14 protein-coding genes and 3 pseudogenes are annotated in these 18,667 nt (G+C 70.0%); 8 read left to right on the plus strand and 9 right to left on the minus strand.

The features are described from left to right. Positions 1 to 330: 330 nt before the first annotated feature. Positions 331 to 1,825, minus strand: a pseudogene (locus QUE79_RS17755) (sensor histidine kinase). 82 nt (positions 1,826 to 1,907) lie between these two features. On the opposite strand from QUE79_RS17755, the gene QUE79_RS17760 reads away from it, so the two are divergent. Together QUE79_RS17760 and QUE79_RS17765 are read left to right on the plus strand one after the other, a co-directional pair. Next, positions 1,908 to 2,216, plus strand: a complete 309-nt coding sequence (locus QUE79_RS17760) for a helix-turn-helix domain-containing protein (RefSeq protein ID WP_286344226.1) — start codon at positions 1,908 to 1,910, stop codon at positions 2,214 to 2,216. A gap of 144 nt (positions 2,217 to 2,360) precedes the next feature. Further along, entirely contained in the window at positions 2,361 to 2,852 is a 492-nt protein-coding gene (locus tag QUE79_RS17765) for an Rv3235 family protein (protein ID WP_286344227.1), read from the plus strand. Between the two features lie 306 nt (positions 2,853 to 3,158). Here QUE79_RS17765 and secA read toward each other — a convergent pair whose 3' ends face one another. The 7 genes from secA to mtrA all read right to left on the minus strand — a co-directional run bounded on the left by secA (position 3,159) and on the right by mtrA (position 11,869). Continuing rightward, complete coding sequence (gene secA / locus QUE79_RS17770; protein ID WP_286344228.1) at positions 3,159 to 6,020, minus strand: preprotein translocase subunit SecA; 2,862 nt, start codon at positions 6,018 to 6,020, stop codon at positions 3,159 to 3,161. Positions 6,021 to 6,154: 134 nt separating this feature from the next. Beyond that, complete coding sequence (hpf, locus tag QUE79_RS17775) at positions 6,155 to 6,853, minus strand: ribosome hibernation-promoting factor, HPF/YfiA family (protein WP_286344229.1); 699 nt, start codon at positions 6,851 to 6,853, stop codon at positions 6,155 to 6,157. A 168-nt stretch (positions 6,854 to 7,021) separates the two neighbouring features. Continuing rightward, positions 7,022 to 7,852 (minus strand): ComF family protein, encoded by an 831-nt coding sequence (locus QUE79_RS17780; protein WP_286344230.1) that lies wholly within the window; start codon positions 7,850 to 7,852, stop codon positions 7,022 to 7,024. Between the two features lie 30 nt (positions 7,853 to 7,882). Then, on the minus strand, positions 7,883 to 9,610 hold the full coding sequence (locus tag QUE79_RS17785) for an LpqB family beta-propeller domain-containing protein (RefSeq protein WP_286344231.1): 1,728 nt from the start codon (positions 9,608 to 9,610) through the stop codon (positions 7,883 to 7,885). After that, complete coding sequence (locus QUE79_RS17790; RefSeq protein ID WP_286344232.1) at positions 9,591 to 9,971, minus strand: ATP-binding protein; 381 nt, start codon at positions 9,969 to 9,971, stop codon at positions 9,591 to 9,593. Before QUE79_RS17790 ends, QUE79_RS17785 begins: the two co-directional genes overlap by 20 nt. After that, positions 9,899 to 11,182, minus strand: a complete 1,284-nt coding sequence (locus QUE79_RS17795; RefSeq protein WP_286344233.1) for a sensor histidine kinase — start codon at positions 11,180 to 11,182, stop codon at positions 9,899 to 9,901. Before QUE79_RS17795 ends, QUE79_RS17790 begins: the two co-directional genes overlap by 73 nt. A 6-nt stretch (positions 11,183 to 11,188) precedes the next feature. Further along, on the minus strand, positions 11,189 to 11,869 hold the full coding sequence (gene mtrA, locus QUE79_RS17800; RefSeq protein ID WP_286344234.1) for an MtrAB system response regulator MtrA: 681 nt from the start codon (positions 11,867 to 11,869) through the stop codon (positions 11,189 to 11,191). Positions 11,870 to 12,230: 361 nt separating this feature from the next. Here mtrA and QUE79_RS17805 point away from each other — a divergent pair, with 361 nt between their 5' ends. The 6 genes and pseudogenes from QUE79_RS17805 (at position 12,231) to QUE79_RS17830 (ending at position 17,572) form a co-directional block, all read left to right on the plus strand. Continuing rightward, the gene (locus QUE79_RS17805) at positions 12,231 to 13,589 is read left to right on the plus strand and encodes a hypothetical protein (protein ID WP_286344235.1); all 1,359 of its coding nucleotides are present in this window, start codon (positions 12,231 to 12,233) and stop codon (positions 13,587 to 13,589) included. 11 nt (positions 13,590 to 13,600) lie between these two features. Beyond that, positions 13,601 to 14,092 (plus strand): DUF4129 domain-containing protein, encoded by a 492-nt coding sequence (locus QUE79_RS17810; RefSeq protein ID WP_286344236.1) that lies wholly within the window; start codon positions 13,601 to 13,603, stop codon positions 14,090 to 14,092. Continuing rightward, positions 14,089 to 14,748, plus strand: a complete 660-nt coding sequence (locus QUE79_RS17815) for a DUF4350 domain-containing protein (protein ID WP_286344237.1) — start codon at positions 14,089 to 14,091, stop codon at positions 14,746 to 14,748. The genes QUE79_RS17810 and QUE79_RS17815 overlap by 4 nt, the downstream gene beginning before the upstream one ends. Beyond that, the gene (locus QUE79_RS17820) at positions 14,685 to 15,299 is read left to right on the plus strand and encodes a hypothetical protein (RefSeq protein WP_286344238.1); all 615 of its coding nucleotides are present in this window, start codon (positions 14,685 to 14,687) and stop codon (positions 15,297 to 15,299) included. Before QUE79_RS17815 ends, QUE79_RS17820 begins: the two co-directional genes overlap by 64 nt. A gap of 26 nt (positions 15,300 to 15,325) precedes the next feature. Beyond that, a pseudogene (locus tag QUE79_RS17825) lies at positions 15,326 to 16,278 on the plus strand (AAA family ATPase). A 2-nt stretch (positions 16,279 to 16,280) separates the two neighbouring features. Beyond that, a pseudogene (locus QUE79_RS17830) lies at positions 16,281 to 17,572 on the plus strand (DUF58 domain-containing protein). A gap of 84 nt (positions 17,573 to 17,656) precedes the next feature. Here the strand turns inward: QUE79_RS17830 and QUE79_RS17835 are convergent. Beyond that, positions 17,657 to 18,652, minus strand: coding sequence for a stage II sporulation protein M (locus QUE79_RS17835; RefSeq protein ID WP_286344239.1), 996 nt, complete (start codon positions 18,650 to 18,652; stop codon positions 17,657 to 17,659). Positions 18,653 to 18,667 lie beyond the last annotated feature (15 nt).

An 18,667-nucleotide genomic window follows, 5' to 3' on the forward strand; every position in this document is an offset into this window, starting at 1 on the left:
CGATCACAGCGGCCCCTCGGGGCTTGCAGCGCCGGGGGCGCGTTCCGGCACGGGCGACCGTGCGGGGCGCGCCCTTCGTGTGTGCTGTGGACGTACCGGGGTGTCGGAGTGCGCCGTCGCCGGTCAGCGTGCGCATGGCGTCGAGGCGCCTGTCGCCGGCCCCGGTCTGTGGCCCCGTGCGCCGTCGAGCCGCTGAGCTCTGCCCGCAGCGCGATGCCGACGCGAACGCCGAGTGGGCCGAAATGCACGCGGCTGCCACCTGAGGCGGACAACTCGGCCCACTCGCCAAAACGCTGAAGGCCTGAAGCCGGAGGCCGACGGGCGAGTCCCCTAGGCCGGCTGCTTCGCCCAGCGGAGCGGCACGTCGATCGTCACCTCGGTGCCCGACCCGACCAGCGTGTGCCAATCGATGGTGCCCGAGAGCTCGCCCTGGATGAGGGTGCGCACGATCTGCGTCCCGAGCCCGGAGCCGACTTTGCCCTCGGGCAGGCCGATCCCGTTGTCGCGCACCTTGACCGTGAGCTGCTCGTCGGTGCGCTCGGCGATGATGTCGACATCCCCGTCGCGGCCGTCGAGGCCGTGCTCGACCGCGTTCGTGACGAGTTCTGTCAGAGCGAGCGCGAGCGGCGTCGCGTACTCGCTGGGCAGCGTGCCGAAACTGCCGGTGAACTTCGGCCGCACCGTGGTGTTGTGCGACGACGCGACCTCCGCGATGAGCAGCAGGACCCGCTCGAAGACGGTGTCGAAGTCGACGTTCTGATTGAGGCCCTCCGACAGCGTGTCGTGCACCACGGCGATCGACGCGACACGGCGCATGGCCTGGTTGAGGGCGTCGCGCGCCACGTCGGTCTGCGTGCGACGGGCCTGGATGCGCAGCAGGGACGCCACGGTCTGCAGGTTGTTCTTGACGCGGTGGTGGATCTCGCGGATCGTCGCGTCTTTCGTGATGAGCTCGCGCTCCTGGTGCCGGAGCTCGGTGACGTCGCGGCACAGCACGATGGCGCCGACCCGCTCGCCTCGGTCGCGCAGCGGATCGCACGCAGTGACACGGTGACGCCCTTGGCCTCGACGTCGGTGCGCCACGGAGCACGGCCCGTCACGACCAGCGGCAGCGACTCGTCGACGACCAGTTTGCCCGACAGGAGGTTCGTGGTGACCTCCGCGAGCGACTCCCCTCGAGCTCACCGAGGAACCCCATGCGGTTGAAGGCCGAGAGACCGTTGGGGCTGGCGAAGACGACCGTGCCGTCGACGTCGAGTCGCAGGAGGCCGTCGGAGGCGCGGGGAGCACCGCGCCGCGGCCCGGTCGGGGCACCGAGGTCGGGGAAGTCGCCGGCCGCGATCATCGCGAACAAGTCGTTGGCGCACTGGTTGAAGGTCAGCTCCTGCCGGCTCGGAGTCCGCGCCTCGCTGAGGTTGGTGTGCCGCGTGATGACGGCGATCGGGTGCTCGCTGATGTCGGGTCGACTGGCACCGAGTCGGCGAAGAACCGGGACGGCCCGGACGCGCGTGGGTGTCTCCTCGTACCAGTCGGGAGCCGCCGAGTCGACGATCTGGGCGGTGTCGAACGCCTGCCCGATCTGCGCACGCCACTCGGGACGCACCTCGTGCCCGACGAAGTCGCGGTAGAAAAGGGTGGCCGAGCTCGACGGGCGGGCGTGAGCCACGGCCACGAAACTGCCGGAGTCGGTGGGCACCCAGAGCACCATGTCGGCGAACGCGAGGTCGGCCAAGAGCTGCCAGTCGCCGACGAGGAGGTGCAGCCACTCGACATCGGCCTCACTGGAGCGGCCTTGGGCGAGAACGAGATCACTGAGCGTCGACACGTCGTTCAGCCTAACCGCCGCGCCCGGGGACTCGCGTCGCCGATACGGGACACCGCGCCGCGCCCGGGCCGATAATCGACGTATGTCCCCCGCTCCCAGTGCGCCCCCGCCTCGACGGTTCCTGGTCGTCGCCGAGGTCGCCGCGATGCTGAGCCTCACCATCGAGGACGTCGAGTCGATGGTCGGCAGCGGCGAGCTCCCGGCCATCCGCGTCGGCCCCTACGACGAGTGGCGCGTCGAGCAGAGCGTGCTCGACGGGTTCCTCGAAGCGAAGTACGAGGAGTCCCGCCGCTCAGCCCTCTGGAACGGCTTCGACTTCGGCAGCATCACCGAGATCGATCCTCAAGGGCGCAGGATCCCACCTCCCGCTAACCAGCCGGACGTGGATTAGGGGCACTTGTCCACAGATCCGTCCGTATCCCGTGTGTCGCTGCTTCAGAATGTCATATGTTGATGCTAAGCCCCTTTGACATCGGCGCCTCGGGTGCCCGTCAGAACGGGACGCTCCTTCCGTACACGAGCGAGAGCAGTCGACATGACCCCGTCCTCCGCTGCGCCCAGGCGCATCGACACCTCCGTCCCTCCCCCGCGCGCAGAGTCGCCGCTACGAGCCGTGCCGCCGCCGGGCAGCACGACCGGGGTCGCCGCCGATCCCGGTCAGGCGCCCCGGGCAGATGCCGGGCGGGAGCTGCCGGATCCTGCGCCCCTCGCCACGAATCTCGCGCGCTGCGTCTTCGAGATCCTGGCCGGGGCCCGCGAGATCGAGCAGATCGCCCGCTGGGTCACCGACGACGTCTACCGCCACCTGCTCAAGCGAGTGGTTCTGGCGACTCGAGCGCGGAGCGCGCGGGGTGAGTCGCCGCAGCGCCCGTCGTTCACCGTCGGCACCGTACGGATCACCGAGCCCGACACGGGCGTCGCCGAGGCCGTCGTCGTGATCCACGGGCGCGCGCGCAGCCGCGCGGTCGCCCTGCGCCTCGAGTCGTTCGGCAGCCGCTGGCGCGCGACCGCGGTCCACGTGCTCTGAGCCGCCGCTGCCGCGCGCGGTCTGTGGTGATCGGCCCGGGCGACACTCCCCACCCGGCGCCGCTCCCGTGCCGACACGGTCCGGTGTGCCGGGCTCGGCCGAACGGGGCGGCGCGCACGCGCCGGCACGCCGTCCGGGCACGCACGCGCCGGCACGCCGTCCGGGCCCGAGGTCGCAGGTCGGCCTCCGCCTGGCCTCAGAGGCCGGCCGACCTGCGATCTCGGCGAACACGCGCCCGGCCCACGGCCCACGCAAAGGCCCCGCCGCACACGAGGTGCGACGGGGCCTTTGCGTGCTGCGGGGAAACTACTTGCGCTTACCCTGCGAGCGACGCTCGGCACGGTTCACCGGCGGAGCCGCGGCGGTGGTCGTCTGGCCGAAGGCTCCGCGCTTGGCGGGCTGGCCGTCGCCACCCGAGGCCTCGGTCGAGCCGGAGGTGGCTCGGGCTGCCGCGATCTCGGGGTCGGCGTTCTCCTCGACGAGTTGCTGCTGGCGCTGAGCGCGAGCTGTCTCCGCCTTCTCGAGGTGGCCGCTCTGGTCGCGGACCTCGACCTCGCCCTCCGTGTTGGGAGCGGAGAAGTTGAGGACGGCGTCGGCGTTCTCGCCCTCGCCGAGGCCCTTGGCGGCGATGATCGGGCCGTGGTCGTGGCCTTCGTGGCCGACCTGGCTCTGCACTTCGACTTCGAGGTTGAAGAGGAAGCCGATGCTCTCTTCGCGGATGGCGCCCATCATGTTCTGGAACAGGGCGAAGCCCTCGCGCTGGTACTCGACGAGAGGGTCGCGCTGAGCCATGGCTCGCAGGCCGATGCCGTCTTTCAGGTAGTCCATCTCGTAGAGGTGATCACGCCAGCGGCGGTCGATGACCGAGAGGACGACCTTGCGCTCCAGTTCACGCATGGCCGAGTCGCCGAGCGATTCCTCGCGAGCTTCGTAGGCCACCCGGGCGTCGGAGAGGATCTCTTTCGAGAGGAACTCGCGGGTCGCCTTGCCCTTGGAACCGGCCTCGGTGATGACCTCGTCGATCGTGATGGAGATCGGGAACAGGGTGCCCAACTCGGTCCACATCGCGTCGAGGTCCCACTCGTCGGGGTTGCCTTCGCCCGTGTGGGAATCGATGACCTCGTTGATGACGTCGTCGAGGAAGGCCTCGGTGCGGTCTTTGAGGTCGTCGCCCTCGAGGATGTGGCGGCGGTCGGAGTAGATGGCCTCGCGCTGGCGGTTCAGGACGTCGTCGTACTTGAGGACGTTCTTGCGGATCTCGGCGTTGCGACCCTCGACCTGCGACTGCGCCGACCGGATGGCCCGACCGACGATCTTGTTCTCGATCGCGAGGTCGTCGGGGACGCTGCCGCGACCCATGAGGTTCTCGGCCGCACCGGAGTTGAACAGGCGCATGAGGTCGTCGGTGAGCGACAGGTAGAAGCGGCTCTCGCCCGGGTCGCCCTGACGGCCGCTGCGGCCTCGCAGCTGGTTGTCGATGCGGCGCGACTCGTGGCGCTCCGTGCCGAGGACGTAGAGCCCGCCCGCCTCGATGACCTTGTCGGCCTCCTCGGCGACGGCGGCCTTCTGGTCGGCGAAGACGTCGTCCCAGGCCGCTTCGTACTCGTCGGGAGTCTCGACCGGGCTCAGGCCGCGGCTGTTCATCTCGGCGACGGCGAGGAACTCGGCGTTGCCCCCGAGCATGATGTCGGTGCCTCGACCGGCCATGTTCGTGGCGACGGTGACGGAACCGAGACGGCCGGCCTGAGCGACGATGGCTGCTTCGCGAGCGTGGTTCTTCGCGTTCAGGACCTCGTGCTTGATGCCCTTCTTGGCGAGCAGCTTGGAGAGGTACTCGCTCTTCTCGACGCTCGTCGTGCCGACGAGGACGGGCTGGCCCTTCTCGTTCCGCTCGGCGATGTCTTCGGCGACCTGCTCGAACTTCGCCGTCTCGTTCTTGTAGACGAGGTCGGTCTGGTCTTTGCGCTGCATCGGCTTGTTGGTCGGGATCGCGACGACGCCGAGCTTGTAGGTGCTCATGAACTCGGCGGCCTCGGTCTCGGCCGTACCGGTCATGCCCGAGATCTTCTTGTAGAGACGGAAGTAGTTCTGCAGCGTGACCGTGGCGAGGGTCTGGTTCTCGGCCTTGACCTCGACGCCTTCCTTGGCCTCGATGGCCTGGTGGATGCCCTCGTTGTAGCGACGCCCTGAAAGGATGCGGCCGGTGTGCTCGTCGACGATCAGCACCTCGCCGTTGATGACGACGTAGTCTTTGTCGCGCTTGAACAGAGCGTCGGCCTTGATCGCGTTGTTGAGGAACGAGATCAGAGGAGTGTTGGCCGACTCGTAGAGGTTGTCGATGCCGAGGTAGTCTTCGACCTTCTCGATGCCGGGCTCGAGGACGCCGACCGTGCGCTTCTTCTCGTCGACCTCGTAGTCGATCTCGGGCTGGAGCCGACGCGCCAGGGTGGCGAACTCGGCGAACCACCGGTTGGCCTCGCCGGATGACGGACCGGAGATGATGAGCGGCGTGCGAGCCTCGTCGATGAGGATCGAGTCGACCTCGTCGACGATGGCGAAGAAGTGGCCGCGCTGCACCATGTCGCTGGCCTGCCAGGCCATGTTGTCGCGGAGATAGTCGAAGCCGAACTCGTTGTTGGTGCCGTACGTGATGTCGGCGGCGTACATCTCGCGACGCTCGGCGGGCGACTGGCCGGCGAGGATGCAGCCGGTGGTCATGCCGAGGGCGCGGAACACGCGGCCCATGAGCTCGGACTGGTAGCTCGCGAGGAAGTCGTTGACCGTGATGACGTGGACGCCGCGCGAGGCGATGGCGTTGAGGTACGCGGCCGTGGTCGCGACGAGCGTCTTGCCCTCACCGGTCTTCATCTCGGCGATGTTGCCGAGGTGGAGCGCCGCGCCGCCCATGAGCTGGACGTCGAAGTGACGCATCCCGAGCGTGCGGGTCGCGGCTTCGCGGACCGCGGCGAACGCTTCGGGGAGGAGGTCGTCGAGCGACTCCCCACCGGCGTAGCGCTCGCGCAGGTCTGCCGTCTCGGAGTGCAGCTCTTCGTCGGTGAGCGACTTGAAGTCTTCTTCGAGGTCGCCGACCGCCTTGGCGTACGCCTTCAGCTTGCGAAGAGTGCGGCCTTCGCCGACGCGAAGGACTTTCTCGAGAACGTTGGCCACCGGAACTCCCACTGTGTTTGGAACTGGTACTGGTGTTGCTGTTACCAGCCCGTGATTTTAGCAAGCCTACTGGCCGACGCCCTGAGAGGCGGCCAAGCGAATGCCCGACTGCCTCCCAGGGCGTCTTCTCCGACTCAGCTGACGAGGCCGCCCCGGATCGCCATCTCGGTCTCCTGGTGCACGGGGGCGGTGTCGTCCAGACCGATGACGCCGTAGTCCCAGCCCTTTCGCCGGTAGACGACGCTCGGGCGACCCGTCTCGGAGTCGGTGAACAGGTAGAAGTCGTGACCGACGAGCTCCATGTAATAGAGGGCGTCGTCGACGGTCATCGGGGTCGATGCGAAGACCTTCTTGCGGATGACCACCGGGCAGTAGGCGTCTTCGGCCTGCTCGCCGTCGGCCGTGACGACGCCGACGGCGCCGGTGCGCACCTGCTCGAGCGTCTCGGCGTCGGCGGGGACGATGCCGGTGCCGCGGAAGTCGTCGGCCGAGGCCTCGTGCAGCGACGTCGGCCGGTGCTGGCCGCGGTGCACCTTCGATCGATCTTTCGCTCGACGGACTCGCTCGACGAGTCGCCCGATCGCCAGGTCGAAGGCGACGTACTTGTCGGATCCGCTCGACTCTGCGCGGACCAGCGGGCCGGGGCCGATCAGCGTAAGTTCGACCCGGTCGTCGCCGGATCCGCCCGCTGATTTCTCGTTGTGGCGCGAGACCTTGATCTCGAGCGCCAGAGCCCTGGTGGCGAGTGCGGCCACCTTGTCGGCTTTCTCGGTGGCATATTCGCGGAACCGATCGGTGATACCGACGTTTCGACCCGTTACGGAAATTTCCATGACGTTCTCCCAGCCACTCCGGCGTGCCGCCATTCTGGTAGGCGGTATTGCTTTCACGCCCTGTGAGGCCACCGTAGCCACGTAGCGGAGGTCGTGTCACGTGATGTTCACCGATTGGACGCCTGCGCACCGGGCTCCCACCCGGCACCGTGCGGGCTCGCATGCGAATCATGGCACTTTCGCAGACACGAGCGGCGTGGCTGCCAGACAGCACGCGGCGACGACGTCGGCACCGGCGGCACGTGCGGCGCGCACGGCCTCCCCCAGCGTCGCGCCCGAGGTGGCCACGTCGTCGACGACGACCACCCGCCGGCCTGCCCAGTACGCGGGACAGCGCATCGACCCGACACGTGCGGAGAACCGGGCGCTCCGGGTCCTCGACTTCTGCGATCCCGAACCCCGAAGAGCCGCAGAGCGCAGGATCGAGAGCCCCGGCCGCGCAGGGACGGCCCCCGCCGCCCGGACGAGGAGGTCGACGGGGTCGTAGCCGCGTCGCCTGCGGCCGGCGCGCGACGAGGGCACCGCCAGCACGGCGATCGGCGACGGCCCGGGCGCATCGCCGACGCAGCCGGCGCTCGCCCCGGCGACGGCTCCCGCACCCGCGGCTCCGGCGACCGCGCGCACCTCCCCCAGCGCCGCCCCGAGGGCTGGCCCGAGCTCGCGGGCAAGCCGGTACCGCCCGGCCTGCTTGAAGGCGAGGACGACCTCGCGCACCGCGCCGTCGTACACCAGCGCCGACACGAGCGGTGTGCCGTCCGGGAGAGCGGTCACGACCGGCTCGCCCCGCAGCCGCTCGCGACAGACGCCGCAGAGTTCGAGGTCGGGCGCGCCGCAGCCGGCACAGTCGCACGGCGCGACCAGCGCGAGGGCGGAGCGCAGCGCGGAGAGGACGGCGGGTGGGAGACGCGAAGCCGACGCGCGGGAGGCCTGTGGAGTCGAGCGGGACATGCCCTCGATCGTGACGCGGGATGATCCTGCGTGGCCCTGGGAATCCGACATCTGTGGAGAACGAGACGTTCTCCACAGGTCTCACCGCTGTGTCGCGAGGAGGTCGGCCGAGACGCCGGTGTCCTCCCAGCCGTTTCCTCGGGGTTCGAGCAGGCTGCCGGTGGCGGTCAGAACGCGCACGCGGTCGGCCCCGTTGCCGCCGACGATGTCGACCCCGGTGCCGGTCGGCCGACCGAGGTCGGTGGTCTCACCGCCGACGTCCTGTTCGGCCACGAGCGAGTCGCCGGCGTCGTTGGTGGAGAGGGTCGCGACCGTCAGCTCGTCGACCCACGTCACCGCGACGGGGTTGCCGCTCGGCGGAGTGAGCTCGAGGGGGTCGCCGAGTTTGACCGGCACGTGTTTGCTGTCGCGGATGACGGCGGCGACGAGCAGCTTGGTGGTGCCGTCGGCGTTGAGGAGGAGCACCACCCGCGTGCCGTCTCGCGACACCTTGAACGCCACGAGACTCTCGTCGGCGGGAAGCGACGTAGTGAGGGGGTGGGCGACTCCGTCGAGGGTGAAAGCCGTGAGAGAGCGCGGCTGGTCGACCTTGGCGCTCCAGACGTAGCCGAGGTCGTCGAGCGACGGGGCGGCCAGATCGGAGCGGGAGTCGACCTTGCGCGCGATGCCGTCGTCTTTGACCGCGTAGACGCCGGCGGCCGTGCCGACGGCGGCGACGTTCTGCTTGGTGGAGAGCTCGACCGACGTGGGCTTGAGCGAGGTGACCGACTTGGTGAGGCCCGGGATCGGCGACACGGTCGTGGGGCTCGCGAAGCCGAACTGACCCTTCGCGATGACGAGCGGCCTCGCGTCGACCGTCGGATTGACGCTCGGCTGCGAGCCGGAGGGAATCGAGAGGGCGTTCCCCTCGACGTTGATGTCGACGGCGTTCACCGTCGCGACCGTGGAGAGGCTCGCCAGGAGTTGCGCGTGCATGCGGATCCGCGCGGTCGAGTCGGCCGACAGCGCGTCACCGCTCAGGTCGACCTTGGCCGTGCCGGACGCGACCGTCACCGAGTCGAGAGAGAGCTGCGTGCCCTCGGGGAACGCGGACACGACGGCACCGCGCAGCCAGGTGGAGGGGCCGGCCAGAAGAGCGGAGACGATCCTGGTCGTCGTCGACGTCCGCGCGAGGAACCAGCGTTGGTCGGGAACCAGGTAGGAGTAGGTCGGGTCGAAGAAGTACACGGCGTGCGGCCGGAAGACGAGATCGAAGTTCGCCGTCGAGAGCTGAATGCCGTCCGGCGCATAGCTGAGTCGCCACTGGCCCGACTCCTTCACGAACTTGAAGCTCAGGTTCGTCGACGTCGAAGGCTGCGACTCGGTGTAGTGCCCCTCGGCGTCGACCGTCGCCGCGCTCTGCACCGTGAACGTCGCCTGGCTGTCGGACACCGACCGGAAGGTTCCCGACCCCTGCCGGACGATCACGCCGGCCCGGGGATTCCACTTCTTGGAGAACGACTTCGACAGGTACTCGCGCGCCACGGCGTAGTCGCTCTGGGAGCCGGTGCCGGCGGCGACGAAGCCGCGCAGGATCCGCTCCTGGTCGCTCCCGGCCACCGGTCCGGACGGAAGGTACTCGATGTCGCTCTGCACCTTGCTGGTGATCGGGTCACCGGTCTGGACGCCTCCGGTCGACGGGATGCTCGCGCACCCGACGAGCGCCACCGCGACCGCGGCGACGACGGCGACGGCCCGTACTCGCCGTAAAGGCAGGCGTCGAGAGCGGAGGCGCTCGGAGAGGGCACTCTCATTCGTCGCCTCCTTCACGCTGGTCGACGGGGATGGGTGACGACGTGATGGTAGCTCCCCGGCGTCGGGGAAGGGTGACCACGAAGCGGGTGCCCACGCCCGGCGACGACCACACCTCGAGGTGTCCGCCGTGCAGCGCGGCGTCTTCGCGGCTGATCGAGAGCCCGAGCCCCGTTCCCCCGATGGTCCGTTTGCGTGACGGGTCGGCGCGCCAGAATCGGTCGAACACGCGCTCGGCGTCCTGAGCCGTCATGCCCGCACCCTCGTCGTCGACGGCGATCGCCACCGCGGACGCGTTGCTGTCGATCACCACCCCGATCGGACGCCCCTCGCCGTGCTCGATCGCGTTGCCGAGAAGGTTCCGCAGGATCCTGCGCACCCGCCGAGGGTCGATGTCGGCCTCGAAGTACCCGCCTCGGGCGTCGACGGTGATCCTGCTGCCCGCTCCTCGGCGAGGGGATAGAACTCGTCGACGCTCTGCTCGACGAGCCGCACGATCGGGACCGGCTCGGTCTCGAGCTCGACGGCGCCGGCGTCGAAACGGGAGATCTCGAGGAGATCGGCCAGCAGGAGCTCGAAGCGGTCGACCTGGGTGTGCAGCAGCTCGGCGGTGCGGGCGGCAGGTGCGTCGAAGGTCTCGCGGTTGTCGTAGAGCATGTCGCCGGCCAGCCGGATGGTCGTGAGCGGCGTCCGGAGCTCGTGCGAGACGTCCGAGACGAAGCGCTGCTGCATGCGCGACAGGTCGGCCAGCTGTTCGATCTGACGCTGCATGGCGTCGGCCATCCCGTTGAACGAGCGGCCGAGGGTCGCGATGACGTCGGCGCCCGCCTCGGGGATGCGCTCTTCGAGGTGGCCGGCGGCGATCTTCTGGCTCGTCTCCGCCGCAATCCGGATCGGACCGACGACGAGCCTGACCACGACGTAGGTGATCACCGCGATGAGCAGGACGAGGGCTATGGAACCGATGGCGAGGGTCTGCTGCATGAAGTCGAGGGTCTTCTGCGCGTCGCTCAGGTCGTAGACGAGGTAGAGCTCGTACTGCCCGGCCGTCGGCACCTGCAGCGTCGACCCGACGGCGATCCCCGGCGAGCGCCCGCTGCTCGTCGTCAACGAGACCGCCTGCAGGTGCAGTTTCTCGGTCTCGGAGCCGACCGACGACCGCATCTCCTTCGAGATGACGGAGTTGGGGAAATCGGGGCTGGCGATGTTCTGGATGGTCTGCGCGGTGGTCTGGCCGGGGGTTCGCAGGATCGCGATGCTCGTTCCGCCCGGGCTCGACGTCGAGGAGAGGATCGCCGACTGCGCCTGGTTCTGGAGGGAGTCGAGCTCGACCTGGTTGTTGTCCTCGGTGGCGGTCGCGGAGTCGAAGATGTTCTGCGCCAACTGGGTGGCCCGCTGCGACTCCGATTCGATCTGCTGCCGACGCTGCTCGTACACGTTGTTGCCGATGCTGATCGAGATCGACGCGCCGATGACCGTCACGGCGATCGACGACAGGATCACCGTGATGGCGATCGTGCGGAACTCCAGCGACGAACGCCACAGGCCGAGGAGGCGCCTCAGCCAGATTCGCCACGGGATCGGGCGCACGGGAAGCTAGACGCTCGCGCCGGCTCGGTAGCCGACTCCGCGCACGGTGCTGACGATGCGCGGGTTGTCCGGATCGTGCTCCACCTTGGCGCGCAGACGCTGCACGTGCACGTTGACCAGGCGGGTGTCTGCCTTGTAGTGGTAGCCCCAGACCTGCTCGAGAAGCATCTCGCGCGTGAAGACCTGCTGCGGTTTCGACGCGAGGGCGAGCAGGAGCTCGAACTCGAGCGGGGTCAGGTTGATGACGTCGTCACCTCGCCGGACCTCGTGGGCGGCCACGTCGAGGGTGAGGTCGCCGACGGTGAGCGCGTCGCTCGTCGACTCGGACGACGGGCGGAGGCGGGTGCGGATCCTGGCCACGAGCTCTTTGGGGTTGAACGGCTTGACGACGTAGTCGTCGGCGCCCGACTCGAGGCCTCGCACCACGTCGGTGGTGTCGCTCTTGGCGGTCAGCATGATGATGGGCACACCGCTCTCGGCGCGCACGAGACGGCAGACCTCGATGCCGTCGAGGCCCGGGAGCATGAGGTCGAGCAGGACGAGATCGGGTTGGGTTTCGTGGAAGGCGTCGAGTGCCGCGGCTCCGTCGCCACAGAAGGACGGCTCGAAGCCGTCGGCGCGAAGCACGATGCCGATCATCTCGGCAAGGGCAGGATCGTCGTCTACCACCAGGATGCGCGGGGTCATGGTCTCCACAGGTAAGCACCCGCACCGGGCGGCGCGGGTCTCCTCACACTAGCGAACACGCCTCCGAAATCCGCGCCCCGCTTTCGCGGGTGGCCTGGCGCGGGGCTCATGTGGAACACTGAAATGTCCTGTTCGGGACGCACGCGACGATGAACGCCGGGGGAAGCATGACCGACAGGCCATCGAACGACCGGCCCTCGAACGACCGACCCTCGGGTGGCGGCGGCTCGACCGGCGCCGGCGCAGGATGGGCTGCTCCGGGCGGAGCCGTTCCCGGCAGCGAGCCATCGGGGCCACACGCGTCTCCCCCGCGCTCCGCACAGACACCGCCGCCCGTCGCGCCGCCGTTCGGCGGTCCTCTTTGCAGGACGGCGCCCCGCAGCAGCCGTGGGGCGCGGGCGCTCCCGGCTGGGCTCCGCCGCCGAAACCCGGGCTGGTCCCGCTGCGGCCACTCACGCTCGGCGACATCCTCGGGGCCGCCTTCCGCGTCTTCCGCCGCAACCCCCGCACCACCCTCGGCACGTCGCTGCTGTTCAACCTCGCCTCCTTCCTCGTCACGGCCGGCATCACCGCCGGTGCCGCCTTCTTCGCCTACAGCCGAATCTCCGGGGCCCTTCCGCAGGATCGCGACGCGATCGTTCCCGGGACGATCGCGGGCGCCGGAGCCCTCCTGATCGTTCCGCTGTTCCTGTCCATCGCGGTCCAGGCGATCCTGCAGGGCGTCTTCGTCCTCGAGACGTCGCACCAGGTCGTGGGCGAGAAGATGCGCCTGCGCGGTCTCCTGCGTCAGGCACGCGGCCGGATCTGGGCCTTGATCGGCTGGGTGCTGCTGCTTCTGGCCGCTGGGATCGTGGGTGTCGGCGTGCTCGGCGGTGTGATCACGCTCCTGGTCGTCCTCGGCGGGCGAGCGGGCACGGTCATCGGCGTCCTGATCGGCGTCGTCGGATTCTTCGGCATCATCGTCGTCGCCGTGTGGATCGGCACCAAGACGGCCCTCGTGCCGAGCATCCTCCTTCTCGAGCGGTCGACCGTGCGGCGGGCCATCGCGCGATCCTGGCATCTCACGACGTTCAGTTTCTGGCGTGTCTTCGGCATCATCGCCCTGGTCGCCGTGATCGTGTCGACCGCGTCGAACGTGGCCAGCGCCCCCGTGTCGTTCATCGCCCAGATCGGCGGCGGACTCCTGCAGCCGAACGGGTCGGTGTCGGACACCGGCCAGATCGTGACGTTCGTGGTCGTCACCCTGATCGGCAACCTGATCACCGTCCTCATCTCGGCCATCGGCGCGGTGATCCAGTCGTCGACGGTCGCGCTGCTCTACATCGACCTGCGGATCCGGCGCGAAGGGCTCGACCTCGAACTGCTCCGCTACGTGGAGCTGCGTTCGGCCGGGGTCACGCCGCTGCCCGACCCGTACCGCACTCCCGAGCCGTTCGTGGCGGGCCCCGGCGGGGGCCCGGCCCGTCGCAGCCCGGCGGTGGCCCCGGTCCCGGATATCCGCCTCCCGGCTTCCCCCGGGCCCCGGCTATCCGCCTCCCGGCCACCGGACGCCGCCGCCCACCGACGGATCACCGCGCCCGTGAGCGCCCCCTTCACCCGTCCGCGGACCAGGCCAGGCGCTGGCTCGTCGACGAGCTCGCCAAGGGCGAGTACCAGTCGTCCAAGCCCGGCTTCTTCGACCGTCTCGCCCAGGGCTTCTGGGACTGGGTCTCCTCGCTGACGTTCGGAAACGTGTCCGGCACTCCGGCCATCGCCCTCATCGTCCTGCTGGTCGTCGTGGTCGCCGTGATCGTCGTCGTCTTCGTCGTCTACGGCGTCCCGCGCCTGAACCGGCGCGGTGCCGCCGAGACCGCCCTGTTCGGCGACGACGACTCGCGACCGGCCCGAGACCTCCGAGCTTCGGCGGCGCGCGCCGCGGCCGGAGGCGACTACGCCACGGCCATCGTCGAGACGTATCGGGCGCTGGCTCGCTCGCTCTCCGAGCGCGGACTCGTCCAGACGGCGCCCGGCACCACAGCGCACGCGTTCGCCGTGCGGGCCGCAGCGGTCTTCGATCGGCAGGGGGCGCGGATCCTGCTCGCCTCCGAGGCCTTCGATGCGGTCCGGTACCTCGAGCGCCCCGGCAGCGGGGCCGAGTTCGAGCGCGTGCGCGACCTCGACCGCGAGCTCGAGGGCACCGCCGCGAATTCGTCCGAGAGCCTCGTGTCGGGTGCGTCCGCATGACGGTCGACACGCGCGAGCGTCCGGCGAAGACCGGGCCCACGGCAGCCGAGCGCCTGGCGCGCTCGCTCGCCAGCGGCCGCTTCTGGATCGTCATCGGGGTGATAGCGGTCGTCGTCCTGGTGGCCGGGCTGGCTCTCGCCGGGCTCGCGGGGCGTGGCGGCAGCGCCCTCGGGCCGACGAGCACGGCGCAGAGCGGGGCGAAGGCCGTGGTGACCGTGCTCCGACAGCACGGCATTCGCGTCGTCACCACGACGACGCTGGCCGAGACACGGCGGGCGGCCGCTGCGAATCCTGCCGGCACAACCGTCGTCGCCTACGACGCCGGGCCGTATCTCACCGGCGGTCAGTGGAAGCGGTTGGCTGCGGCGTCGACGCACACCGTCGTCGTCCAGCCCGACCAAACGGCTCTCGATGCCCTGGCCCCCGGCGTCACTCTCGGCTCGGCCGGGCTCGACGGCTCGCTCGCGCCGCGCTGCGACCTCCCGCTCTCGCGCAGTCGAGCAGGATCACGGGTGACGGATCCCGCTACACCACGACCTCCCCGCGCGCCGTGCGCTGTCTGCCTGCCACGTCGGGCGGCGGCTTCGGCCTGGTGCAGATCGCGCCGGACGACGGCGACCACACGACGACCGTCGTCGGAACCTCGACGGCCCTGACCAACGGCGGCATCGCCGACGACGACAACGCCGCCTTCGCGCTCGCCCTGCTCGGCGACCACCCGACGCTGGTCTGGTATCTCCCGTCGATCGACGACCTCCCCAAGGGCTCCGGGACTTTGGCCTCCCTGACGCCCGGCTGGGTGACTCCGTCGATCGCGCTCCTCGCGGCGGCGGCCGTGGCGGCAGCCGTCTGGCGAGGACGTCGCCTCGGCCCTCTCGTCGTCGAGAACCTCCCGGTCGTCGTGCGCTCCACCGAGACGATGGAAGGGCGCGCCCGCCTCTACGAACGCGGGGCCAGCAGGATGCACGCCCTCGACCAGGTGCGGATCGGCACGCTCGGCCGACTGGCCGGAGCACTCGGGTTGAGTCGCGGAGCCGGAGTCGACGAGGTCGTGTTCCGCACCGCCGACCTGCTCGGGGTCGATCCGCGCGAGCTCCGGCACGTGCTGGTCGACGCCGATCCGCAGGATGACCGCCACCTGCTCGCGCTGAGCGACAGCCTCCGCGACCTTGAGGCAGCCGTCGGTCGAGCGTCGAAGCCCCGATGACCACCCCCTACAACGGAGAACCATCCATGACAACAGATCTTCAGCTGTCGTTCTCGCGAGTCCGCGACGAGGTCGGCAAGGCCGTCGTCGGGCAGGACAGCGCCGTGTCCGGCCTGATCGTCACCCTCCTGGCCGGCGGACACGCGCTCCTCGAGGGCGTGCCGGGTGTGGCGAAGACCCTTCTCGTGCGCGCCCTGAGCCACGCTCTCAGCCTCGAGACGACCCGCGTTCAGTTCACGCCCGATCTGATGCCGGGCGACATCACGGGCTCGCTCGTCTACGACTCGAAGGCGGGCGAGTTCGAGTTCCGCGAGGGGCCGGTGTTCACGAACATCCTGCTGGCCGACGAGATCAACCGGACTCCCCGAAGACGCAGTCGGCGCTCCTCGAAGCCATGGAGGAGCGCCAGGTCTCGGTCGACGGAGTCTCCAGGCGCCTTCCGGTGCCGTTCCTCGTGGCAGCCACCATGAACCCGGTCGAATACGAGGGCACCTACACGCTTCCCGAGGCCCAGCTCGACCGTTTCCTGATGAAGCTGACCCTCGAGCTGCCCGAACGCGCCGCCGAGATCGAGGTCCTCCGTCGGCACGCTGCCGGATTCTCGCCCCGCGACCTCACGGCGGCCGGCGTGACGCCCGTGCTCGGCGCTGCCGAGCTCGCCGAGGCGCAGGCCGCCGTCCAGCGGGTCGGAGTCGGGCCGGACGTCCTGGCGTACCTCGTCGACCTGTCCCGCGCCACGCGCGAGAGCCCCTCCGTCAAGATCGGGGTCAGCCCCCGCGGATCCACCGCTCTCCTCGCGGCCTCGAAGGCGTGGGCGTGGCTCACCGGACAGGACCACATCACTCCCGACCACGTTCAGGCGATGGCGCTTCCCGTGCTGCGGCACCGCCTGCAGCTCCGCCCGGAGGCCGAGCTCGAAGGGGTCGACGCCGACGGGATCCTGCGCTCGGTCCTGCAGCAGGTCAGAGTGCCGATCTGACGATGGTCGTCACCGGATGGTTCGTGCTGCTCGTCGCCGTCGGCGTCGTGCCGATCGTCGCGACCTCGAACCCGCTCGTTCTGGCCGGCTGGCTCCTGCTCTGCCTGCTCCTCCTCGTCACCGACGCCCTCCTCGCCGCGTCGCCGCGGGCCGTGCGCCTCTCGCGTGAGCTGCCGGCCGCGATCCGACTCGGCGAGTCCGCCGAGGCACGCCTCACGCTGGCCAACACCGGAAGGCGCAGGATGCACGGGGTCGCTCGCGACGCCTGGCAGCCGTCGGCCGGAGCCTCGCCCCGGCGGTTCCGCGTGTCCGTCGCGCCAGGTCGCCAGTCGGTCACCTCCACCACCCTCACCCCGTTCCGTCGCGGTGAGCGAACCGCGTCCGCCGTCACCGTCCGCGCCTACGGCCCGCTGCGACTCGGCGGCCGGCAGGCGACGCATCCACTGCCCGGCGCCGTGCGGGTGCTGCCCCGGTTCTCGTCGCGTAAGCACCTCCCGTCGCGACTCGCTCGTCTGCGCGAGCTGGACGGGCGCACGAGCGTCATGATCCGCGGTCAGGGCACCGAGTTCGACAGTCTGCGCGAGTACGTCCGCGGCGACGACGTCCGGTCCATCGACTGGCGGGCGACGGCTCGCCGCCAAGACCTCGTCGTCCGGACCTGGCGCCCCGAACGCGACCGGCGGGTCGTCGTCGTCATCGACTCCGGGCGGACCTCCGCCGCGAGGATCGGCGACGAACCCCGCCTCGACACCGCCTTCGAATCGGCCCTGCTCCTGGGGGCGCTGGCGTCTCGGGCGGGCGACCGGGTCGACCTGGCCATCGTCGACCGGCGCGTGCGCGGGAGGGTGCAGGGCGCGAGCGGGGCGGCCCTGCTGTCGTCGATGGTGACCACGATGGCGCCGATCGACCCCGACCTGGTCGAGACGGACTGGACCGCCGTGCCCGCCCTGGTGAGGGCGATCACCACGCAGCGCTCCCTGATCGTCCTGGCCACCACTCTCGACGCACCCGGCGCGGCCCGCAACCTGCTCGCTGCCGTGCCCCAGCTGACGGCTCGCCACCTCGTCGTGGTCGCGAGCGTCGTCGATCCTGCCCTCTCCGAAGCGGCCCACGAGCGGTCGTCACGCGAGCAGGTCTATCGGGCCGCCTCGGCGGAACGCGCGTTGCTCGACATCGCGCGCGTGTCGGCGGCTCTGCGGCAGCTCGGCGCCGACGTCGTGACGGGCTCCCCGCCGACCTGCCGCCCACCCTGGCCGACCACTACCTCGCCCTCAAGGCCGCGGGCCGCCTGTAGTCGCCCGTCTCGGCCCCGGTTGCCGCGAGGACGCGGATCGGGCGTCCCTGCTGCTGTCGCCCGCGCACGGCGAAGACGTCGGGGTCAGCCGGCGACGAGCTGCCGGGATCCCGCCTCGAATTCGTCGAGGTCGCCGGTCTGCCCGGCCCGGAACGCCCGCCCGCCGATCACCCACTGGTAGAAGACGAACGCGGCCAGGGCCACCGTCCCGATGCCGATCTTGATCGGCCACGGCCACGGCTGCCGCGTGACGAACCCCTCGATGACGCCCGACACGAGAAGCGACACGACGAGCCCGACCGCGATGCTGATCAGCGCGCGGCCGTCTTCGGCCAGGGCCTGTCCGCGAGTGCGGGCGCCGGGCGCGATCCACGCCCAGAAGATCATCAGGCCCGCGGCCATGCTGACGAAGAGGCTGTAGAGCTCGAGCTGCCCGTGCGGCGCGATGTAGAGGAAGAAGTACGGAAGGCGCCCCTCGTCGGCCAGCACTCCCGCGCTCATGCCCACGTTCTGGGCGTTGGTGAGGAGCAGGTAGGCCGGGTAGACGCCCGTGATGCCGAAGGCGACGCTCTGCGCCGCGATGAATGCGTTGTTCGTCCAGACCTGGCCGGTGAACGACGACGGCGCGTTGTCCGAGTAGTAGTCGACGAAATCGTGCGTGGCGAACTGCTTGCGGAACTCGGGGCTGCCGAAGTTCGCGAGAACGGCAGGACTCGAGGCGGCCCAGACCGCGAACAGGATCGCGACGATGGCCGTCACCGCGGCGACCGCGAGCGACAGCCAGCGCACGCGGTAGAGCGCCGCCGGGAGCTGGGCCGCGAAGAAGGCGGGAATCTGGCCGGCGAGGTTGCGACCGGCTCCCGTGAATCGGAGCCGCGCCCTCGAGAGGGAGAGGCTGAGACGCTCGCCCGTGGCGCTCGATCCTGCCGTCGATTTGATGGCCGAGAGCTGGGCTGCGCCGGACTGGTAGAGCTCGACGAGGCGATCGGCCTCGGGGCCGGAGTAACGGCGACGCTTCGAGAGCGCGTCGAGCTCGCCCCAGTCGGCGGAGTGGGCTTGCGTGTAGGCGTCGAGGTCCATTCTGCTTAGATACTG

Source organism: Frondihabitans sucicola (assembly GCF_030296615.1).
GTDB lineage: Bacteria > Actinomycetota > Actinomycetes > Actinomycetales > Microbacteriaceae > Frondihabitans > Frondihabitans sucicola.